This is a genomic window from Ferruginibacter lapsinanis (assembly GCF_020783315.1).
Lineage (GTDB): Bacteria > Bacteroidota > Bacteroidia > Chitinophagales > Chitinophagaceae > Ferruginibacter > Ferruginibacter lapsinanis.
The window spans coordinates 685,769-705,107 of sequence record NZ_CP086063.1; the positions used below are offsets into that span (position 1 = coordinate 685,769).

A 19,339-nucleotide genomic window follows, 5' to 3' on the forward strand; every position below is an offset into this window, starting at 1 on the left:
CAAAAAGTATGTAGGATATTAAATGATTAATATATTTGCAGAACCTTATTCCTATAACCACTGTAACTCTTGACCGGAGTTGTAGTTTAAAACATCTGTACATGATCGCTAACAAAATTGACTATTACAACGTCAAAAAAGCAGCTTTAACGCTGAGAGCACTTAACCACAAGTTACGCCAACAGTTAATCAAATTGATTGATGAAGAACAAAAACTTACCGTAACTGAAATTTATGTTCGTCTTAGATTGGAACAATCTGTTGCATCACAACATTTGGCTATTTTACGAAAAGCCGGTATTGTGAATACACAAAGAGAGGGTAAATTCATTCACTACGTTATCAACCACAAACGTATTGAAGAAATTAACGAATTTGTGAATCAACTGATTACCTAGTGTTAAAGCAAGGAAAAAATTGAAAGCGGATGTTATAATGACATCCGCTTTTTGTTTTTTATCTTTGATGGATTAATTAATTTATATGTTTATAAAACAATTATATACAGGCTGTATAAGTGAAGCGGCATATTATATTGAAAGTGATGGAGAGGCCGCTATCATTGATCCGTTAAGAGATACAGAGCAGTATATTGAATTAGCTAAAGAAAGGAATGCCACGATCAAATATATTTTTGAAACACATTTTCATGCAGATTTTGTCAGTGGACATTTAGATCTTCATCAAAAAACAGGTGCTCCAATTATTTACGGTCCAAATACAGTAACAAAATTTTCGGTACATATTGCTACTGATGGTGAAACTTTTACACTGGGTAAAATTTCATTAGAAGTATTACATACCCCGGGCCATACAATTGAAAGTTGTTGTTATTTATTACGGGACGAAAACAAAAAAGCTCATGCAATTTTTACAGGAGATACACTATTTGTAGGAGATGTAGGCAGACCTGATCTGAGCAGCGGAGATCTAAGTAAAGAAGAACTTGCAGGAATTATGTACGACACCTTACAAAATAAGATCATGCCATTGGCTGATGATATTTTGGTATACCCGGCTCATGGGGCAGGAAGTAGTTGCGGTAAAAATTTAGGCGTTGAAAAATACAGTACAATTGGCGAAGAAAAACAATCAAACTACGCTTTACAACAACAAACCAAAGAAACATTTATTCAAACCATAACAGCAGACCTGGAAGCTGCACCAAAATATTTTTCAGTGAACGCACAATTAAATAAAGAAGGATACGAAGCCCTTGAATCAATAAAAAATAAAGCTTTGCAACCATTAGATATCAATACATTTAAAAATAGATTCAATAGCGACGCAATTATTTTAGACACAAGGCCGGCCGCTGTTTTTACACAAGGCTTTATCCCCGGAAGCATTTTTATAGGTCTTGAAGAAAGATTTGCAGAATGGGCCGGCAGCCTATTGCCATTTGACAAAACAATGATCCTTGTTACTGAAAAAGGAAAAGAAGAAGAAACTGTTGTCAGATTAGCAAGAGTTGGTTTTAGTAAAGTAGAAGGATATCTTGATGGAGGATTTGATACATGGCTAAATGCAGGAGAAACAATTGACCTGATCATCGACATCGAACCTGATGAATTAGCTATGGATATCAAACATGACAAGAATTTACAGGTAATAGATGTACGAAGAGAAACAGAATATGCTGTAGGCCACGTTAAAGATGCACTTAATCTGCCGTTGAATGATTTAACGGATCTTGCCACCATAGCAGCTTTTGAAGATAATCAAAATCTATATCTGCATTGTGGCGGGGGCTACAGAAGTGTTGTTGCCTGCTCTTTGTTAAAAAGACAAGGTGTACACAATCTCAGAAATGTTCTGGGTGGTTGGAAAGCCATATCCGAAGAAAAAAATATCAAAACTGAAAAGGAAGCCAGTGCATTAAACTAACCTTCGATTCTGTTATTTTTAAACTCTTCATTATACGTGTGTTTCCATCTGCGATGGCTCCATAAATAATTATCAGGCTGCTCACGTATGATATCTTGTACAAAATTTCTGTACATAATAGCTAATTGCTCTGGCGAATAATTTCCTGCATCTTCTACCACCAGTTTGGTATCAAAGCTGTAGTATCCTCTTTTTATTTTTCTGAAGTCTAGAAAAATAATTGTTGTATTGCTCCTTGATGCTGATTTGTAGGGACCTGCTACAAATGGTGTCTCTCTTCCAAAAAAATCAAGCCAATAGGCATGCTGTATTCTGGATGGACTCTGATCTGCCAACAAATACATCAAATATTGGCCTTTCATCAATTCAGGCATCTGTCTTCTAAAAGTAACAGTGGGTACCAATATTGTATTATATTTTGAACGGATCTTTAAAAAAAGTCTGTCCATTGCTTTATTTTCTATGGGGCTATAAATACCTATAGCAGGTATGGAAATATTTTTACTCATCACCAGGTTGGCATATTCCCAGTTAAATTTATGTGCTCCAAATATCTGGATATTCTTTCCTTTTTTTACTATACCATTTATAAGTTCGAAATTGCCTGTACATCTTTCGTCATACACTTTATCACTCATAGACAGTACCTTGATCGTTTCAATAAACGTATCGCAGAAATTTCTATAAAACTCTTTAGCTATTTTTTTTCTTTCCCGATCAGATTTTTCAGGAAATGCTATGAGTAAATTATTTAACACAACGGCCTTTCTGTATTTAAAAACACGGTATAACAAGAAAGCAATAAAGTCGCTTAGCTTGTACATGATAAAAAAAGGCAACAGAGAGATCAAATAAAGTAAACCGTAAACAATATAATACATGATGCGTTGAAATTAAAGGCTGCGTTGTGGCACAAAGATATGCTGTATAGTAATATATCAGAAACTGACACGACAAAGCAATGATTTGCCACAAAAACTACAATACAATATTTTGTATTTTATCGCTTTTTTCTGGATAATCAGTGTTAAAATGCAATCCCACACTCTCGTGTCTGAATTCTGCTGATTTTACAATAAGATATGCAACTGTAATCATATTACGCAGTTCACATAATTGAGGTGAAACTGCTGTTTTTTCATACAAAGCTTCTGTTTCTTCATGCAACAGATCCAATCTTCTGTTTGCTCTTTGTAAACGTTCATTATTACGAACGATCCCCACATAATCACTCATCAGTAACTTCAATTCTTTAAGACTTTGTGTGATCAGGATCATCTCCTTTGGAAAAGATGTTCCATCAGCTTTCCAGTCAGGTATTTCTGCTATAAGCGTTTTTTTGTTTTCAACATTCTTTACGCTGTCCAGATATGCTCTATGTGCAAATACCATTGCTTCAAGCAAACTATTGCTGGCTAAGCGATTAGCCCCATGCAATCCGGTGCTGGCACATTCACCTGCTGCATATAAATTTTTAATGGAAGTTCTGGCCCATTCATCTGTTTTCACACCACCGCAACTATAATGAGCTGCCGGCGCTACTGGTATCATATCTTTTGTAATATCAATTCCCAGGCTCAAACATTTTTCATAAATGTTAGGAAAGTGTTCTGTAAATTTTTCTTTACTAAAATGCCGGCAATCCAAATAAACATATTCGGTACCGTTTATTTTCATTTCATTATCGATTGCTCTGGCAACAATATCACGAGGAGCCAGATCCTTACGTTCATCATAGCGTGCCATAAAAGCTTCACCTTTATTATTCCGCAAAATCCCTCCATCTCCACGTACTGCTTCTGTGATCAAAAAGTTTTGTCCAAGCACGCCCGGTTCATACAATGCTGTAGGATGGAATTGAATAAACTCCATATTCTCGATCCGTCCTTTTGCTCTGTAAACCATTGCCACACCATCTCCTGTAGCAATTGAAGGATTGGTGGTTGTTCTGTAAACCTGGCCGTTGCCACCTGTTGCCAACAATGTAGTAGAAGAAAGTATTTTTTCAATTTTATTGGTAACCAAATTCAATACATACACGCCATAACATTCTATATCAGTAGTTGATTTTGTAACCAAATAACCAAGATGATGCTGAGTGATGATATCCAACACAAAACAATGTGTGATCAGTTCTATATTTTTCTTTTTTGCTATCGTTGCTAACAAAGCCCTTTCCATTTCCTTTCCCGTCACATCTTTATGATGCAGTATTCTCGACTCACTGTGCCCTCCTTCTTTACCTAATTTAAAATCCCCATCTGGTTCTTTATCAAACTGAGCCCCCCATTCTATTATTTCTTTTATTCTTTCTACACCTTCTTTAACAACGATCTCTACCACCTCTCTATTACACAAACCATCGCCTGCAATCAAAGTATCTTCAATATGTTTATTAAAACTGTCTTTATCAAAATCCATCACACCGGCAATTCCACCTTGAGCATACTTAGTATTAGTTTCGTCGCTCTGTGTTTTGGTAAGAATGGTTACTTTTTTATCAGGACAATCCTGTGCAACTTTAAGCGCATAGGTCAATCCAGCAATACCACTTCCAATTACTAAAAAGTCTGTTTTCATAATTTTTTTGTTACCAGCTGAATACCATTTCTCAGCATCGTTGTGTCACTCACTTGTACTGTATACCATTATTCATCAAAGTCAAAAGTTAACATTCAAAAACAAAAGTGTTAGAGACTGTTTTAGATTTTTAACTTATCCTGCTTCCACCCAAACCCCACTCTCTTTCAATAAATTTATCAATTCATCCACCGCAATAGCACTATCAATATTTCTTTTCACTACTTCTTTTCCTCTGTACAAAGTGATCTTATCTACGCCACTGCCCACATATCCAAAATCAGCATCTGCCATTTCCCCCGGACCATTTACAATACACCCCATAATGGCAATTTTCAATCCTTTCAAATGATTGGTAACCGCACGGATCTTCGCGGTTGTTTCCTGCAATTCAAATAGTGTTCTGCCACAACTCGGACAACTGATATATTCTGTTTTGGATATTCTTGTACGTACCGCTTGTAGAATTGAGAAAGATGTATTGTTAATGAACTGATGATTATTTTTTGTTTCCAGATACGTTCTGCCAGAAACTTTTTTTACTTCCAGTTTAGACGGGTCATTCATTAACCAGATACCATCACCAATCCCATCTAAAAATAATGCACCCGATTCTGCACTGAAGTGAATCAATTGTTCATCAATACTTGTGTCATTACTTTCAACTGTTAATATAACAGGACAGTTAATTTTTTGTTTCATCAAATCCACAACCAGCTTTCTTACAGATTGCATTGCATTTTTAACTGAAGAATAAATACACAACACAACTGTTGAATCATTTTTTATTGCATCTGTTACAGCTCCTTCAAAATTTGAAGCATCAATTGCAACAAAATTTATCAATGAAGATTTTTGATCAGCTTTTAAAAATGCTGCCCCTTGATATAATGGAAAATATTTTTCTTTATCGTCAAGAGTCAGCCAAGTAGCATGATCACAAATTATTTTCAATGTACCCGGCAAAGCAAAATCTATCAGCTTATTGGCTGTATAAATGTAATCAGCCGCAGCATCGCCTATATTCCATTTATCTGTTATTTCATTATATGTATAACCAATCGCCTGTAAGTCTTTATGAACAATCGTTTCAGCTAACATAAAATCTGCCACCACCACCGGCACATGTTTTCCTCCAATATTTGAAACAACAGTTGTTTCTCTTCTTTTGTATTCAAACGGAGAATAAGGCAAGTTGGAGGTTGGAGGTTGGAGGTTGGGGGTTGCAAGTTGAAAGCCATTGTATCGTTTCACCAGGTCTTTACACACCGGAATTTCAAATTCAGGATCTTCAGTTAATGATACTCTTATTGTATCTCCAATACCATCTTCCAATAATGTTCCGATACCGATCGCACTTTTTATTCTTCCATCTTCTCCATCTCCGGCCTCGGTTACGCCAAGGTGTAATGGATAACATTCTCCAAATTCCTCCATCATATGATTAATGAGCAATCGATAAGCCTGTACCATCACCAATGGATTACTGCTTTTCATACTCAAAATAATATTGTGATACTCTTCGCTTCTGGCAATGCGTAAAAATTCCATAGCACTTTCTACCATGCCCATAGCAGTATCCCCATAGCGGCTCATAATTCTATCGCTCAAGCTTCCATGGTTAGTGCCAATACGCATAGCCGTACCATGCTCTTTACAAATTTTAACTAATGGAGTAAAGCGCTCTCTTATTCTTTCTATTTCTTCAGCGTACTCAGCATCGGTATATTCGATTTGTTCAAATTTCTTCTTATCAACATAGTTGCCCGGATTTACTCTCACCTTCTCTACAATAGTGGCGGCTATCTCTGCAGCATTAGGAGTAAAATGAATATCTGCAACCAGCGGGGTATTATATCCTCGCTTGCGTAATTCATTTTTTATATTCAATAAATTTTCTGCTTCTTTTTTGGAGGGTGCTGTAATACGAACCAACTCAGCCCCGGCTTCGATACAACGTATGGATTGCTCTACTGTGGCAATGGTATCCATCGTATCTGTTGTGGTCATTGTTTGCACACGAATAGGATGACCATTCCCTAAAAGTAAATTGCCAATTTTTACCTCCCGTGTTTTAAGACGTTTATATTCAGTTAATGATTCTGTATAAAATTGCATAATTTAACGACAAATAAAAATAGATTGATATTACATCTTGCCTTCTAAAAAGCCCAACTGTTTTAATATTCCCTTTATGATATTCTCTCTTACTTTTTGCATGTCAATATTAGCATCAGGTGATTTAACCAATAAAGCAAAAAAATAAGGATGTTTATTTTCTTCTATCCAACCAACCAACCAGCCGATATTTGTTTTTTGTTCATCAACTCCCCAGCCGCTTTTGTAGGATAATTTATACAATGTATTATCCTCCTGCACCATGGCATCACGAACTATTTGCTGAGTACGTTTTTGAAAAGGCAGTTGATCAAAATACAAACGTTTTACCAACCCTAATTGTTCATCCGGAGAAATTTTCAAACTATTATCAAGCCAGAAACTATCAATTTGGGTAGTGATTTTTCTTGTCCCGTAATTTAAAGTATCCAACCAATGTTGCATGGTATCCTTTCCTATTTTTCTTGCTACTTCCTGAAAATAAGGAACGCTGCTTACTTTAAAAGCTTCTTCCATTGTCAGGTCCTTATTCCACTCTTCAACAGGACGTTTTACGCCATCCCATTTTATGATCATTTTTTCATCCGTGATTCTTCCTGTTTCAATACCAACTAACGCATTCACTATTTTGAAAGTAGATGCAGGTAAAAAACGCATTGTATCTAACCGCATATTATACACCGTTACTTTACCACTACTATTGCTGAACATGGTAAAACAACCATCTACTTTATTTTCATCAAAATATTTTTTAAGACTATCGTCAATTTTTGCTCTGTTTACCGAACAAGAGGTAATAAGCAATAAAGAACAGGAAATAAGGAATAAGAAAGTCAGGATTCGTTTCATTCTAAAAGTATTAAAGCCTTTAAGGCTTGAGTTTATGGTTTTAAATGTTTAGCCGTTGCCTCTAATGTTTCGTAGAATTCAGTTCCGTATTTTCTTATGATGGCATCTTTTAAAAAAACGTACACCGGGACTTTTAATTTTTTTCCAAGACTACAAGCCGCACTGCATAGGTCTTCCCGGGGCTCGTAGTTCACATACTCAGTTTTTTTATTTTTACTTTGTTTGATCCTGATAGGAAACAGATGACAACTGATCGGCTTTTTCCATTGCACTTTACCATCATTATATGCTTGCTCTATTCCACATTTTACAACTCCATTTGAATCCACGATCCCATAAACACAAATCTTACTTTCAATGGTAGGAGTTACCCAGCCAAATTCCTTATCATATACATATTTTCCCTGGCGTTTAAGCTCTCGTACATTTTCCTCACTTAAATAAGGCAATACAGCCTCGTAGACACTGTCGATTTCTTTCAACTCGTCGTTATTTAAAGGAGCTCCGGCATCGCCGTCCACACAACAGCCACCCTTACATTTATTAAGGTCACAAACAAACTGCTCCTCCACGATTTCATCACTTACCAGTATATTATCAATTGCGATCATTAACGCAAAGTTAAAACATTCGCTTATTACATTGGCAGCAAGTTCAATTAAAGCCTTTAACAAATTTCTAACGGAATTATTTATGAAATTCAACCAGCCTTCAAATCATATACCCACAAACCAGCCTTTATGCCCAACTCACGCCAACTAACCCTTCAAAGCAGTGTTCGCTATTTTTTTACCGCTCTTTTCTGGATACCTGTAGTTTTTTTTAGTTTGTTATTGGTAAAGAACACAATACCATATTTCTCTTTTAGTCAACATTTCAGCTTTATTGAAGAAAGAGCGATCCTTTTTCTGAAACCTATTTATAAATACAGTTTTTATACGCACATTTTTGCCGGAATGTTCTGCATTATCGCCGCACTTACACAATTCTCATCTTATATTTTAAAAAAGAGAAAAAGTATCCATATCTGGATGGGGAAGATTTATGTCTTTGTAGTGATCGTGTTGGGAGCTCCAACCGGATTATATATGAGTTTTTTTGCCAAAGGGAGTTTTTGGGAAAGAACATTATTCATGTTTATGGCTATGTACTGGATGTACAGCACAGTAAAAGGATTGCAGCTGATCAAACAAAAAAATGTACTGGCGCATAAAAATTGGATGATTCGAAGTTATAGTATGGCAATGACTGCCGTTACTTTCAGAATTTATCACATACTTTTTTACTATTACGGAGTAGATCATTTACACAATTACGAAATATCCTTATGGATAAGTGTGCTGGGAAATATGCTGGTAGCTGAATATTTTATTTTTAGAAAAAGCAAAAACTATTTAAACACATTTAAAATCAATTATACGAATTGACTTTTGTCCAATTAAAATGGATCACAAAAATCAGGATAAAAAATTCGTGTTATAAAAATTAAAATAAAAATATGAAAGCAATTATCTATGCAGGCATAAGCCTTTTCTCTGTAGCATCTGTATATGGTGTTGCAGATTATTATCAAACTGAAAAGAAAGGAACACTCAAAAATCTGTATAAAGAAACTGAGCCTTCTACATTAAAAAATGCAGAAAGAACAATTACCACAGAAGAGTATTCAAGAGGCAAAATTGAAGAGCCGACTTCTTTAAATGAAGAGACCTCTTCAGTAAGCAAACCTGTTTCTTTAGCTGAAGTCAAAGAAAAAAAGAAAGAACCTGCAGCTAAAAAATCTACCAGAGCAACTAAGACCGTAAATAATAGAAAAATAAATCTCGAAAATTTTTCGAGAGCTAAGCTACCTGTGATAACAGACACCCTTACAAAAACTGAAACTGAATTGTTTGAGCAATGACCTATTGCTGGTTATTTTTCCATTGAAAGGTATTGATGATGTGTTCCAGGTCTTTCTGTAAGAAATCCTGCACAGGTTTCAAAGAGTCAACATTTGGTGTTACTTCAAAATAGAGTGCACCACGTATGAAATTTTTTGTAGTATCGCTTAAGAAAAACTGTTTAGCTGTAGCTGCATTACCTCCTACTTTAAAGAAAACACCACTTACACCATTAGAGGTATGAATAAGACTATCCCGGATCGATGTAGCAGCTACATCATTCTTGTTGGTAAGATTAAAAGCATCATTCACCATCTTATCAAATTGATTGATGGCAGTAGAATCTTTGTAAACACCACGGGCATCTTTTACTTTATACAAAGCTTTCCCTCCAATTATCTTATAACTCAAAAACACACGCCCCTTGAACTGCGGAAAATCAACATTTATCCAGTAGGGATTTTCCGGAGTGGCGTCAAAGTAAGTACTGTCCTGGATGATTTGTGCATACGAAGGATATTCAAATGTATAAGGAAACCCAGTCCGATCAAATTTCTGATAACTTCTTTGAGGCAAATCTATAGCAAAATAACCTCGCTTTTTTGAAACATATGGAGAATTGCAAGCTATTAAAAACAAGCAATAAGCAATTGTCAATACACAATAGGCAATTGATGAGCAAGATCTATTTTTACTGACGGGATTATTTTCTGTGTATGAATTCATTGGATCTATAAAATTATTGTGCAGTTCTTTCCCGTATGGTAATTTGTACTTTATCAATTCTATTCTTATTTATTTCTAAAGGAATAAAAACAAAATCACCGCTTACAACCTCTTCGTTTATCTGCGGAAATTCTCCGGCAATCTCTAATACCAATCCTGCAAGAGAATCGCTATCGCCTCTTACAACATCAAATGTATCCATCGGCAAATTCATTGCTTTACATACATCATTTATCATTGTCTTACCCTCAAAAATATAATTGTATTCATCAATTTTTTTATTGACACTTTCTTCATCATCAAACTCATCTTTAATATCACCGATAATTTCCTCCATGATATCTTCCAGCGTAACAATACCGGAAGTACCCCCAAATTCATCTACCACTACTGCAAAATGCATTCTTCTGTTTCTGAATTCCTGCAAAAGATCTTCGATCAGTTTTTGTTCATGAACAAAATACGGATGCCGCATCAAACTATGCCAATCGTAATTATCGGGCTTGGAAGCATTAATGAAAGGCAACAGGTCTTTCGTGTGCAGCACGCCTAGTATCTCATCTAAATTATTTTTATATACCGGTAACCGGGAGTAATGTAACTCTTCTACTTGTTTTATCACATCTTCAAAAGTACATGTATGCTCAATTCCGCTTACGTCCAGGCGTGTCCGCATCACCTGCTTTACAGTTGTGTCACCAAATTTTCTGATCCCTTTCAGTATCTGCTTTTCTTCTATTGTAGCTTCATGTTCGGGCAACAGATCAATCGCATAATCCAGCTCGCTGTTATCCAGCATTGATGAATTAGCAGATGTAAATTTCTTTTCAATATTATCACTATACCCAACCATCCGTTTACTGAAACGATAAAATAAACTATTTGAAATCTCCACTATCAATGATGCAGTAGATGCAAACCAAACTTTATGATGTGTTGCCCAAACTTTAGGTAACACTTCTCCAAATAACACAATCAAAAAAGTAACAGTAGCAACTTTTATTAAAAAGCTAAGCCAGAAACTAAGATGAAATACTTCTAACCAACCATCCATCAAAATATTTGCGATAAGAATAATACCAATATTTACAAAACTATTGGCAATCAACATCGAGGCCAATAAAATTTTAGGTTGCTCAAGCAAGGTTACAATACGCCTGAAAGAAGGCTGCTGCTTGGTTTTAAGCATATTGATATCCTTATAGGTAAGTGAAAAGAAAGCAACCTCAGAACCTGCAATCAAAAATGAGATAGTAGATAATACCACAGCCAAAAATATAAGCACCGCTGATGCTGCAGGCGTTATTGCTAAAAATGTAAAGTACTGTGAAAAATTAATGACCGAATGATAATCCAAAACTGTAAATGTTAGTGAGCAATATTAATTTAAAAAGGTAATCTCTCTGGAGCATCGTCTGCAGGAGGAATATCCCCTCCATGTTCTCCTTCTATTCCTTCGTGTCCCGGAATACTTCCGTCTGTTCTTTTATCCAACATGATTAAATTATCGCCAACAACTTCTGTAGCAAATTTTTTGTTCCCCTCTTTATCTTCCCAACTACGTGTTTTTAATCTTCCTTCTATATACACCAAACTCCCTTTATGCAAATATTTTTGCGCCAACTCTGCAAGCCCTCTCCATAACACCACCGTATGCCATTCTGTTTGTGATACCAGTTTACCACTCCTGTCTTTATAGGTTTCGGTAGTAGCTAACGAAAACTTTGCTACACCAATATTGCCTTCTAAAAATTGCATATCAGGATCTTTTCCCAAATTGCCAATCAACATTACTCTGTTTACACCTCTCATAGTGTTTTGTTTAATATTGTTTGCTATTGCGGTATCACAAATTTAAAGATACGTTTTTATCTTTTAAATATAAAGTGATAAATTTTGGGAATGGGAGCTTTTTGATCTCAGCTTTTGATACGGTATAATAGCCTTCTAACGGTAACGGCTTCCCTAATTCCACATGGATAAATCTCCCTTTTATCGTTTGATGGGTAAGTAATTGTCTATGTTCTTTTGAAATTTGAATTATTTTGAAGGCTTCCCCTATTTTTTTCTTTAGATAAGTTGACGACTGCAGTTCTTCTTCTGACAATGCTGAATTATTTTCGAGCAATACAAATTCGTATAGATTTTCCCATATGTCATTAGCAGGTCTTTTACGAACAAATACCTTTCCTTTATGCTCAATAATAAAATAATATAACCATCTTTCTTTTTTTATAATTGACTTTTCTTTAATTGGTAATAAATTGACTGTCCCCTTCAAATACGCTTCACAGGCGGATCTCAAGACACATTCACCACATAATGGTTGCTGCGGCTTACATACGGTTGCGCCAAAATCCATCAAGGCCTGATTGTATATTCCAGGAAGTTTTTTATCAAGTAAATCATCAGCTAATTGTGTAAATATTTTTTTACCATCGTTCGAATCTATTGGTGTATCAATATTAAAATATCTCGACAATACCCTAAACACATTACCATCTACAACAGCATGAGGTAAATTAAATGCAAATGAACCAATTGCTGCAGCCGTATAAGGACCAACACCTTTCAACGATAAGATATCTTCATATTTATCCGGAAATTTTCCTTTTAGCTCTGTAGAAATATATTTTGCGGTTGCTATTAAATTTTTACAACGGCTATAATAGCCCAATCCTTCCCAAAGCTTAAAAACTTTTGTTTCAGGGGCTTTTGCCAATTGGTTGATAGTAGGAAATGTTTTTACAAACCGATTATAATAGTTTAAGCCTTGATCTACCCTTGTTTGCTGCAAAATAATTTCACTTAACCATATTTTATATGGGTCTTTTTCTCCTTTCCAGGGCATTTCCCGATCATTTGCTTCCTCGTTCCACTTTAGCAGTGCTTTACTGAAATAACGCTTATTAGTATTGATAGCCATCATTTTTCAAATTTCTTATAAATTAAATATCCATCCACAATAAATATATCAAAACTACAAGTTATTGATTATCAATTTATTACCGCAAAAAAGATATTCAAAAAATATAAATATTGCTGCTAAGTACTGATTATCAATGATTAGTGTTGCATTTTTCATTTATTTGTTTTACTTTTCGTGTACCATTATATACTTAAATTTCCTAGCCATGAGAAAAGCAGACCTAATCAATCAAATTTCAGAAAAAACCGGCATACCAAAAGTTGATGTATTGGTAAGCCTTGAAACAATGTTCAAAGAAATAAAGCAATCTCTGATAGCCGGAGAGAACATATACATACGTGGCTTTGGCAGCTTTATAACGAAAAAAAGAGCCGCAAAGATCGGACGAAATATTAAGAAAAATATTGCAGTAGAAATTCCGGAACACTATATCCCCGCCTTTAAACCTGCGAAAGAATTTGTTCAGGAAGTAAAAAATAAGAAAATAGAAGATACGCCAATAAGTGAGGATTAGCCTACCTTTGCCGCTCAATTTCTCTTTGTGAAAAAACAACAAATATTTCTTGCTGCAGGAGGCCTATGCCTTTTGGTGATTTTATTCATTTTTGGCAAAACGGTCGCAAAAAAAGAACCCGTTGCAGGTATGCCTGCCAATCTTGGCGTGCCTAAGTTTGCAGTTGCCGACCTAATTAAGTCTGCAAAGCAAAAACTCCCTTTGTATCAGGTTGATTATCTGGACAAAATAGAAAATGGTGTGTCCAGGGGTGATGTAAAAGAGCTGCAAATTAAAAACCTTGATGCCTTGGCCGGCTTCTGGGAAGATTCCGTTCATGACCATGACTTACATTTATTTTATACTTCAGAGAGTGCAAAGTTGGTAAATTCTGAAAAAAACCTCACCTTTGCAGCCCAATTGATGTTGGCTAGCTTGCGCAACGAGCAGGATATAGCTAAAAGAGGTTGGAAAGCCGAACAGGCAATAGAGTTATTTGATAAGGCAATAGTACTAAATCCCAACAACGACAATTTAAAAGTTGGAAAGGGAAGTTGCTACGTATTTGGTAAGGGGATGGCAGGCGAAGCTCAGGAAACCATGAAAGGTATACAAGAGTTATTGCAAGTGGTTAAAAGAGATAGTACCAATATGGAGGCACAGTTAGTATTAGGAATCGGCGGTGTAATTTCTACTCAATACGATAAAGCGATCAATCGTTTAAATATTGTAGTTAATAACCAACCCGATAATGCCGAAGCTATATCATGGTTAGCAGATGCTTATGCCGGAAAAGGAGATAAACAGAATGCGCTGAAATGGTATCAAATAAGTAAAAGAATTGTAAATAATCCACATTATAGCAAAGAGGTAGATGAAAGGATTAAACAATTGAAGTAGAAATCAAGAAACTGATTATAAAAATTATTTTTCAACAACAAAAAGACTAGGATATGCCTTGTGGTAAAAAAAGAAAACGTCATAAAATAGCTACTCACAAGCGTAAAAAGCGTTTAAGAAAGAACCGTCATAAGAAGAAATAATTAATTTCTTTTTATAGCAGGTGCCGGCATATCCCACGCCGGCACACATTTATCAGCATACACGATTGTTTGCCAATTTTTGGTACCCATTCGTATATGCTGTATGTTAATGTTATCCTTCCGTGATGTATACGTCTACTTAAAAGTATTACGCTTTGACAAAGGAATTGATTATAAATGTTGCACCTCAGGGCGTAGAGATCGCTTTGATGGAGGACAAGAAATTAGTGGAGTTGCACAATGAAAAAGCTGATGCAAACTTTGCTGTGGGAGACCTATATCTTGGAAAAGTAAAAAAACTGATCCCGGGTTTAAATGCGGCCTTTATAGATGTAGGTTTTGAAAAAGATGCCTTTTTACATTATACTGATCTAAGTCCATATGTAAGATCCATATTAAAATTCACGAATCTTTCCATTGCCGATAAAAGTGAAGGTGGTTTAGATTTTGGAAAGTTTACAGTAGAGCCGGAAATTGTTAAGACAGGTAAAATTGCCGAAGTTTTAAGCGGCAAGCCTAATGTATTGGTTCAGATCTTAAAAGAGCCGATTGCCGCAAAAGGTCCTCGCCTTAGTTGCGAATTATCTCTTCCCGGAAGATTTGTTGTCATCACTCCTTTTAATGACATTATCGCTGTTTCCCGTAAGATACATAGTGCCGAAGAAAGAAAAAGATTACATAAAATAATTGAAGCGATCAAACCAAAGAATTTTGGTGTAATTGTTCGTACAGCAGCGGAAGGAAAAAACACAGCCGAATTACACGATGATCTTTTGTCATTGGTAAACACCTGGAAAACAATTCAGAAAAATCTAAACGGAGCGGTGCCTCCAGCAAAAATATTAAGTGAGCAGGCCAAAGCTACCAGTATGCTTCGTGATCTGTTAAACGAAGATTTTAATCGTATTGTAGTAAATGATAAAAACATTTTCAATGATACAAAAAATTATATCCAGCGAATAGCGCCTGAGAAAGTTGACATCGTTACTTACTACAATAACGGCTCTCCCATTTTCGATAGTTTTGGTATTACCAAGCAAGTAAAGTCTTCTTTTGGTAAAACAGTCAATCTCCCAAGTGGTGCTTACCTTATCATAGAACATACTGAAGCATTACACGTAATAGATGTAAACAGTGGATATAAAAGTGTAAGTAATAATCAGGAACAAAATGCCCTGGAGACCAATTTGGAAGCGGCCGAAGAAATTGCAAGACAAATGAGACTGAGAGATCTGGGCGGCATTATTGTTGTAGATTTCATCGATATGAAACTGATGGACAATCGTAAACGCCTTGCTGATGCAATGGAAGAGTTTATGCGTACCGACAGAGCAAAACATGCTGTATTGCCTATCAGCAAATTTGGTTTGATGCAGGTTACACGTCAGCGCATGAAACCTGAAATGAATATTAATACCAGCGAAGTTTGTCCGAGTTGCAATGGCACAGGAAAAATTTCTTCTACACTGGTATTAGAAGATGAGATAGAAAAAAATCTGAGCTATCTTATCATGCAAAAACATAAGGGTTTAACAGTAGAGGTACATCCCATCTTATTTGCATACCTCACAAAAGGTTTCCCAAGCAAACGCCGCAGGTGGAGCTGGAAATACAAACAAACTATAAAACTAAAAGCAAACAGTAATTATCATCTCACAGAATTTCATTTCTTCGATAATAATTATGATGAGATAAAGCTATAAAAAGAAACCCTGAAAATTTCAGGGTTTCTTTTTATGTAAATTAGCTATCAAACAGCTTTCCTATTGGGAACGTTTGCATAGAAATTTTAACGAGATGGCCTATTCACTTGCAATTTTATGCATCTTTAAGAATCAATTCATTTAAATTTGTTTTTCGTAAAATAATTAAATTGCCATAAAATGAAAAAAATATTCCTTTCGGTTATTGTTGCCTGTACATTACTTCTTTGGGCATGTAAAAAAGAATCCGCTTCCTCTCCAGAAGTTTGTTTTACCGCTGCAATTATAGACTCTGTAAAAGTAAAGAATGCTGATACCGCAAAAGTAAGAGAGATATTAAGTCATTCATCACAATATTTGATAGATAGTGCATACTTATTCAGCAAAATGGATTCTATAAATCATGTAAGAGTAGATAGCGTAATAAAAATAAATGCTGCCGATTTTTTAGTGACTTTAGCTGACTCAACTCCAGTATACAAGCAACGTGTATTCTTTAAATATTGCGGAACCCCTTCAAATTACCGGGTAATTTATACAGGTGATCTTGGCCATCAATATAAAGACGATGTGACCACAACATTCGGCGGTGGTATGTATTTTACTGATAGTGTTTTTAGTTATAACTATGCTGCAGTAGCTACAGGAAGATTTAATGTTGCTGTTGTTGCTACCAATGTAGCCGATTACGGAAACGATCTTAAAAGAAGTGTTGTTACTAAAGTGATCAAAACAAAATAGTTTTTAAAATTGATTATATAAGAAAGGGTTACAGCAATTGTAACCCTTTCTTGTATCTAATTACTTAAATTAATCTCTGCTTCGTCCATTATAGATCATTATATAATACACCAACATAGCAATAGAGGAAAGTGCAGCCACAACGTAAGTCAACGCAGCCCATTTTAACGCATCTTTAGCTTTTGCATCTTCATCACTGGTTGTTATATTGGCAGTATTCAACCATTTCAAAGCTCTTGCCGATGCATCAAATTCAACCGGTAAAGTAACAACAGTAAATAAAGTTGATACTGCAAACAGTACAATACCAATTAACAGTATGGTTTGATTGCCACCGCCAAAACCCATGAAACCAATACCTGCAAGAATTACCCATTGAGAAAGATTAGTGCTAATCTGGGTTACAGGCACTAACTTACTTCTCAATTGCAACATCGAATACGCCGTTGCATGTTGTACTGCATGTCCGCATTCATGCGCCGCCACAGCGGCTGCAGCTACATTTCTCCCTTCAAACACATCCGGACTAAGATTGACCGTTTTTTTAGTCGGATCATAATGATCTGACAAAAATCCGGGAACTGATACAACATCCACATCGTAAATGCCATTGTCTCTCAGCATTTTTTGAGCTACTTCTTTACCACTCATTCTCGATGAAGTAGGCACATCTGTGTATTGTTTAAACTTACTTTTTAATCTGAATTGAACAAACATACCAATCAGCATAAATACTACTGATATCGCCATAATTCCCATTGTCATAGTTGCAATTTTTATTTATTCTTTAAAATTACAAACTATGCGCCAATTTTTATTGCTGACAAAAAGACAAAAAAAAGGGAAGAAAAATTTCTTCCCTTTTTAGAACTATTCAAAATTTATTACGCCATTGCCTCAGCTTTAGCTTTTCCGTTCAGAGAAGCAACAGGAGCTGTTTTTACAGTTTTAATAATACGTGCAGCCACTTTATATGGATCTGCAGCGCTGTTTGGACGACGGTCTTCTAACCAACCTTTCCAACCTCTTTCAACACTTCCGATAGGAATTCTGATAGAAGCTCCTCTATCTGATACCCCGAATTTAAATTCGTCGATAGCAGCAGTTTCGTGTTTACCGGTTAAACGAAGATGATTGTCCGGGCCATATACAGCGATATGTTCTTTAACATAAGGTCTGAAAGCTTCGCAGATTTGCTCAAATACTTCACGGCTTCCGCAAGTTCTTAAAGTAGTATTAGAGAAGTTAGCGTGCATACCACTTCCGTTCCAATCAAGGCTACCTAATGGTTTACATTCCCAATTGATAGAGATACCATATTTTTCGCCTATTCTTTCTAATAAATAGCGTGCTATCCAAATTTGGTCGCCGGCTTCTTTTGCACCTTTAGCGAAGATCTGGAATTCCCATTGGCCTGCAGCTACCTCTGCATTGATACCTTCAACATTCAGACCAGCTTCCAGACAAACATCTAAATGTTCTTCCACCATGTCACGGCCATAAGCATTTTTTGCTCCTACTGAACAGTAGTATGGTCCTTGCGGACGAGGGTATCCTCCATCAGGAAAACCGATTGGTTTGTTTGTTTCTGGATTCCAAAGGAAGTATTCCTGTTCGAAACCAAACCAAAAATCATTGTCATCATCATTGATCAACGCTCTGCCATTACTTACGTGAGCTGATCCGTCAGGATTCAATACTTCACACATTACCAGGTAACCATTTTTGCGTTGTGGATCCTTTGCTATGTAAACAGGTTTCAATAGACAATCTGAAGAACCGCCTGGTGCCTGCTCTGTAGAAGAGCCGTCAAAACACCACATTGGGCAATCTTCTAATTTGCCTGAAAAATCTTTTTCAATTTTTGTTTTGCTGCGTAAGCTTTGGATAGGTTGATAACCATCAAGCCAGATGTACTCTAATTTTGAGGATGACATATTGATTATTTTAAGTTAAAAAGTTGCATTTTGTCAAATCAATCACTCTCCACTTGCTTTTAAATAAGGCATTACCCTCTGCTGGAGGGCTTCAGGCAATACCTTTACGTTTTAAAGTTCGACAATGCGAAAATAAAAAATTTTCTTCTAAAAAAATGGATATTGTTTAAAAAAATATGTTTTTTATTTGTTAATGCGCCAAAAAAAAAATGATTTATACCTATAAAAACATATCAATAAATAAAATACGTCCTGATTTTATTAAATATTTGTATAAAATATTCATATGCAATTATATTTAATGTGATTAAATGTTGATGTATATTTTATTGATGGGGGCATACGCCCGATAGGAACGGATACCACGGTGAGGGTTTTGTGCGATGGTTTTGTGCCGTAGTAGTAGTGAATAGCGGGGCCAAAGTTGAGTAAAGAAATATCGCCGGCGTA

General features: G+C 35.8%; 19 protein-coding genes. 8 read left to right on the plus strand and 11 right to left on the minus strand.

Annotated elements, in window-relative coordinates; genetic code table 11:
* Positions 1-101 precede the first annotated feature (101 nt).
* Together LK994_RS02940 and LK994_RS02945 are read left to right on the plus strand one after the other, a co-directional pair.
* Complete coding sequence (locus LK994_RS02940; protein WP_229761394.1) at positions 102-398, plus strand: ArsR/SmtB family transcription factor; 297 nt, start codon at positions 102-104, stop codon at positions 396-398.
* A gap of 85 nt (positions 399-483) precedes the next feature.
* Positions 484-1,887 carry an MBL fold metallo-hydrolase gene (locus LK994_RS02945; protein ID WP_229761395.1) on the plus strand — a complete coding sequence of 468 codons (1,404 nt, stop codon included), beginning with the start codon at positions 484-486 and terminating at the stop codon, positions 1,885-1,887.
* Here the strand turns inward: LK994_RS02945 and LK994_RS02950 are convergent.
* The 5 genes from LK994_RS02950 to LK994_RS02970 all read right to left on the minus strand — a co-directional run bounded on the left by LK994_RS02950 (position 1,884) and on the right by LK994_RS02970 (position 8,045).
* A complete protein-coding gene (locus tag LK994_RS02950) occupies positions 1,884-2,768 on the minus strand; it encodes a lysophospholipid acyltransferase family protein (RefSeq protein ID WP_262907867.1) in 885 nt (294 codons plus the stop codon). The genes LK994_RS02945 and LK994_RS02950 overlap by 4 nt on opposite strands.
* A gap of 97 nt (positions 2,769-2,865) precedes the next feature.
* Positions 2,866-4,467, minus strand: coding sequence for an L-aspartate oxidase (gene nadB / locus LK994_RS02955; protein ID WP_229761397.1), 1,602 nt, complete (start codon positions 4,465-4,467; stop codon positions 2,866-2,868).
* A gap of 135 nt (positions 4,468-4,602) precedes the next feature.
* Entirely contained in the window at positions 4,603-6,585 is a 1,983-nt protein-coding gene (ispG, locus tag LK994_RS02960; protein WP_229761398.1) for a (E)-4-hydroxy-3-methylbut-2-enyl-diphosphate synthase, read from the minus strand.
* Positions 6,586-6,615: 30 nt separating this feature from the next.
* Complete coding sequence (gene blaOXA, locus LK994_RS02965; RefSeq protein ID WP_229761399.1) at positions 6,616-7,434, minus strand: class D beta-lactamase; 819 nt, start codon at positions 7,432-7,434, stop codon at positions 6,616-6,618.
* 32 nt (positions 7,435-7,466) lie between these two features.
* On the minus strand, positions 7,467-8,045 hold the full coding sequence (locus LK994_RS02970; RefSeq protein ID WP_229761400.1) for a DUF3109 family protein: 579 nt from the start codon (positions 8,043-8,045) through the stop codon (positions 7,467-7,469).
* A gap of 129 nt (positions 8,046-8,174) precedes the next feature.
* On the opposite strand from LK994_RS02970, the gene LK994_RS02975 reads away from it, so the two are divergent.
* Both LK994_RS02975 and LK994_RS02980 read left to right on the plus strand, forming a co-directional pair.
* Entirely contained in the window at positions 8,175-8,861 is a 687-nt protein-coding gene (locus LK994_RS02975; protein WP_229761401.1) for a DUF2306 domain-containing protein, read from the plus strand.
* 71 nt (positions 8,862-8,932) lie between these two features.
* A complete protein-coding gene (locus LK994_RS02980) occupies positions 8,933-9,337 on the plus strand; it encodes a hypothetical protein (RefSeq protein ID WP_229761402.1) in 405 nt (134 codons plus the stop codon).
* Between the two features lies 1 nt (position 9,338).
* Here the strand turns inward: LK994_RS02980 and gldD are convergent, their stop codons facing one another.
* The 4 genes from gldD to mutY are packed head-to-tail and all read right to left on the minus strand — an operon-like array spanning position 9,339 to position 12,972.
* Positions 9,339-10,043 (minus strand): gliding motility lipoprotein GldD, encoded by a 705-nt coding sequence (gene gldD, locus LK994_RS02985; protein ID WP_229761403.1) that lies wholly within the window; start codon positions 10,041-10,043, stop codon positions 9,339-9,341.
* A 13-nt stretch (positions 10,044-10,056) separates the two neighbouring features.
* The gene (gene gldE, locus LK994_RS02990; protein WP_229761404.1) at positions 10,057-11,400 is read right to left on the minus strand and encodes a gliding motility-associated protein GldE; all 1,344 of its coding nucleotides are present in this window, start codon (positions 11,398-11,400) and stop codon (positions 10,057-10,059) included.
* 29 nt (positions 11,401-11,429) lie between these two features.
* Positions 11,430-11,855: a single-stranded DNA-binding protein gene (locus LK994_RS02995; RefSeq protein WP_229761405.1), complete on the minus strand. Its 426-nt coding sequence runs from the start codon at positions 11,853-11,855 to the stop codon at positions 11,430-11,432.
* Between the two features lie 34 nt (positions 11,856-11,889).
* Positions 11,890-12,972, minus strand: coding sequence for an A/G-specific adenine glycosylase (mutY, locus tag LK994_RS03000; RefSeq protein WP_317206740.1), 1,083 nt, complete (start codon positions 12,970-12,972; stop codon positions 11,890-11,892).
* A gap of 205 nt (positions 12,973-13,177) precedes the next feature.
* Between mutY and LK994_RS03005 the strand changes: the two genes are divergently transcribed.
* From LK994_RS03005 to LK994_RS03025, 4 genes are all read left to right on the plus strand, one after another.
* The gene (locus LK994_RS03005) at positions 13,178-13,486 is read left to right on the plus strand and encodes an HU family DNA-binding protein (protein ID WP_229761406.1); all 309 of its coding nucleotides are present in this window, start codon (positions 13,178-13,180) and stop codon (positions 13,484-13,486) included.
* A 27-nt stretch (positions 13,487-13,513) separates the two neighbouring features.
* Positions 13,514-14,365 (plus strand): tetratricopeptide repeat protein, encoded by an 852-nt coding sequence (locus LK994_RS03010; protein ID WP_229761407.1) that lies wholly within the window; start codon positions 13,514-13,516, stop codon positions 14,363-14,365.
* Between the two features lie 298 nt (positions 14,366-14,663).
* A complete protein-coding gene (locus LK994_RS03020; protein WP_229761408.1) occupies positions 14,664-16,211 on the plus strand; it encodes an Rne/Rng family ribonuclease in 1,548 nt (515 codons plus the stop codon).
* A gap of 180 nt (positions 16,212-16,391) precedes the next feature.
* Complete coding sequence (locus LK994_RS03025; protein WP_229761409.1) at positions 16,392-16,952, plus strand: hypothetical protein; 561 nt, start codon at positions 16,392-16,394, stop codon at positions 16,950-16,952.
* A 69-nt stretch (positions 16,953-17,021) separates the two neighbouring features.
* Here the strand turns inward: LK994_RS03025 and LK994_RS03030 are convergent, their stop codons facing one another.
* Positions 17,022-17,717, minus strand: coding sequence for a zinc metallopeptidase (locus LK994_RS03030; protein ID WP_229761410.1), 696 nt, complete (start codon positions 17,715-17,717; stop codon positions 17,022-17,024).
* 119 nt (positions 17,718-17,836) lie between these two features.
* A complete protein-coding gene (locus tag LK994_RS03035) occupies positions 17,837-18,889 on the minus strand; it encodes a glutamine synthetase beta-grasp domain-containing protein (RefSeq protein WP_229761411.1) in 1,053 nt (350 codons plus the stop codon).
* Positions 18,890-19,339: the final 450 nt, after the last annotated feature.

Coding starts and splice junctions, on each gene's coding strand:
- LK994_RS02940 (WP_229761394.1), top strand. CDS start 102: ATGATCGCTAACAAAATTGACTATTACAACGTCAAAAAAGCAGCTTTA.
- LK994_RS02945 (WP_229761395.1), top strand. CDS start 484: ATGTTTATAAAACAATTATATACAGGCTGTATAAGTGAAGCGGCATAT.
- LK994_RS02950 (WP_262907867.1), bottom strand. CDS start 2,768: ATGTATTATATTGTTTACGGTTTACTTTATTTGATCTCTCTGTTGCCT.
- nadB (WP_229761397.1), bottom strand. CDS start 4,467: ATGAAAACAGACTTTTTAGTAATTGGAAGTGGTATTGCTGGATTGACC.
- ispG (WP_229761398.1), bottom strand. CDS start 6,585: ATGCAATTTTATACAGAATCATTAACTGAATATAAACGTCTTAAAACA.
- blaOXA (WP_229761399.1), bottom strand. CDS start 7,434: ATGAAACGAATCCTGACTTTCTTATTCCTTATTTCCTGTTCTTTATTG.
- LK994_RS02970 (WP_229761400.1), bottom strand. CDS start 8,045: ATGATCGCAATTGATAATATACTGGTAAGTGATGAAATCGTGGAGGAG.
- LK994_RS02975 (WP_229761401.1), top strand. CDS start 8,175: ATGCCCAACTCACGCCAACTAACCCTTCAAAGCAGTGTTCGCTATTTT.
- LK994_RS02980 (WP_229761402.1), top strand. CDS start 8,933: ATGAAAGCAATTATCTATGCAGGCATAAGCCTTTTCTCTGTAGCATCT.
- gldD (WP_229761403.1), bottom strand. CDS start 10,043: ATGAATTCATACACAGAAAATAATCCCGTCAGTAAAAATAGATCTTGC.
- LK994_RS02995 (WP_229761405.1), bottom strand. CDS start 11,855: ATGAGAGGTGTAAACAGAGTAATGTTGATTGGCAATTTGGGAAAAGAT.
- mutY (WP_317206740.1), bottom strand. CDS start 12,972: ATGATGGCTATCAATACTAATAAGCGTTATTTCAGTAAAGCACTGCTA.
- LK994_RS03005 (WP_229761406.1), top strand. CDS start 13,178: ATGAGAAAAGCAGACCTAATCAATCAAATTTCAGAAAAAACCGGCATA.
- LK994_RS03025 (WP_229761409.1), top strand. CDS start 16,392: ATGAAAAAAATATTCCTTTCGGTTATTGTTGCCTGTACATTACTTCTT.
- LK994_RS03030 (WP_229761410.1), bottom strand. CDS start 17,717: ATGACAATGGGAATTATGGCGATATCAGTAGTATTTATGCTGATTGGT.
- LK994_RS03035 (WP_229761411.1), bottom strand. CDS start 18,889: ATGTCATCCTCAAAATTAGAGTACATCTGGCTTGATGGTTATCAACCT.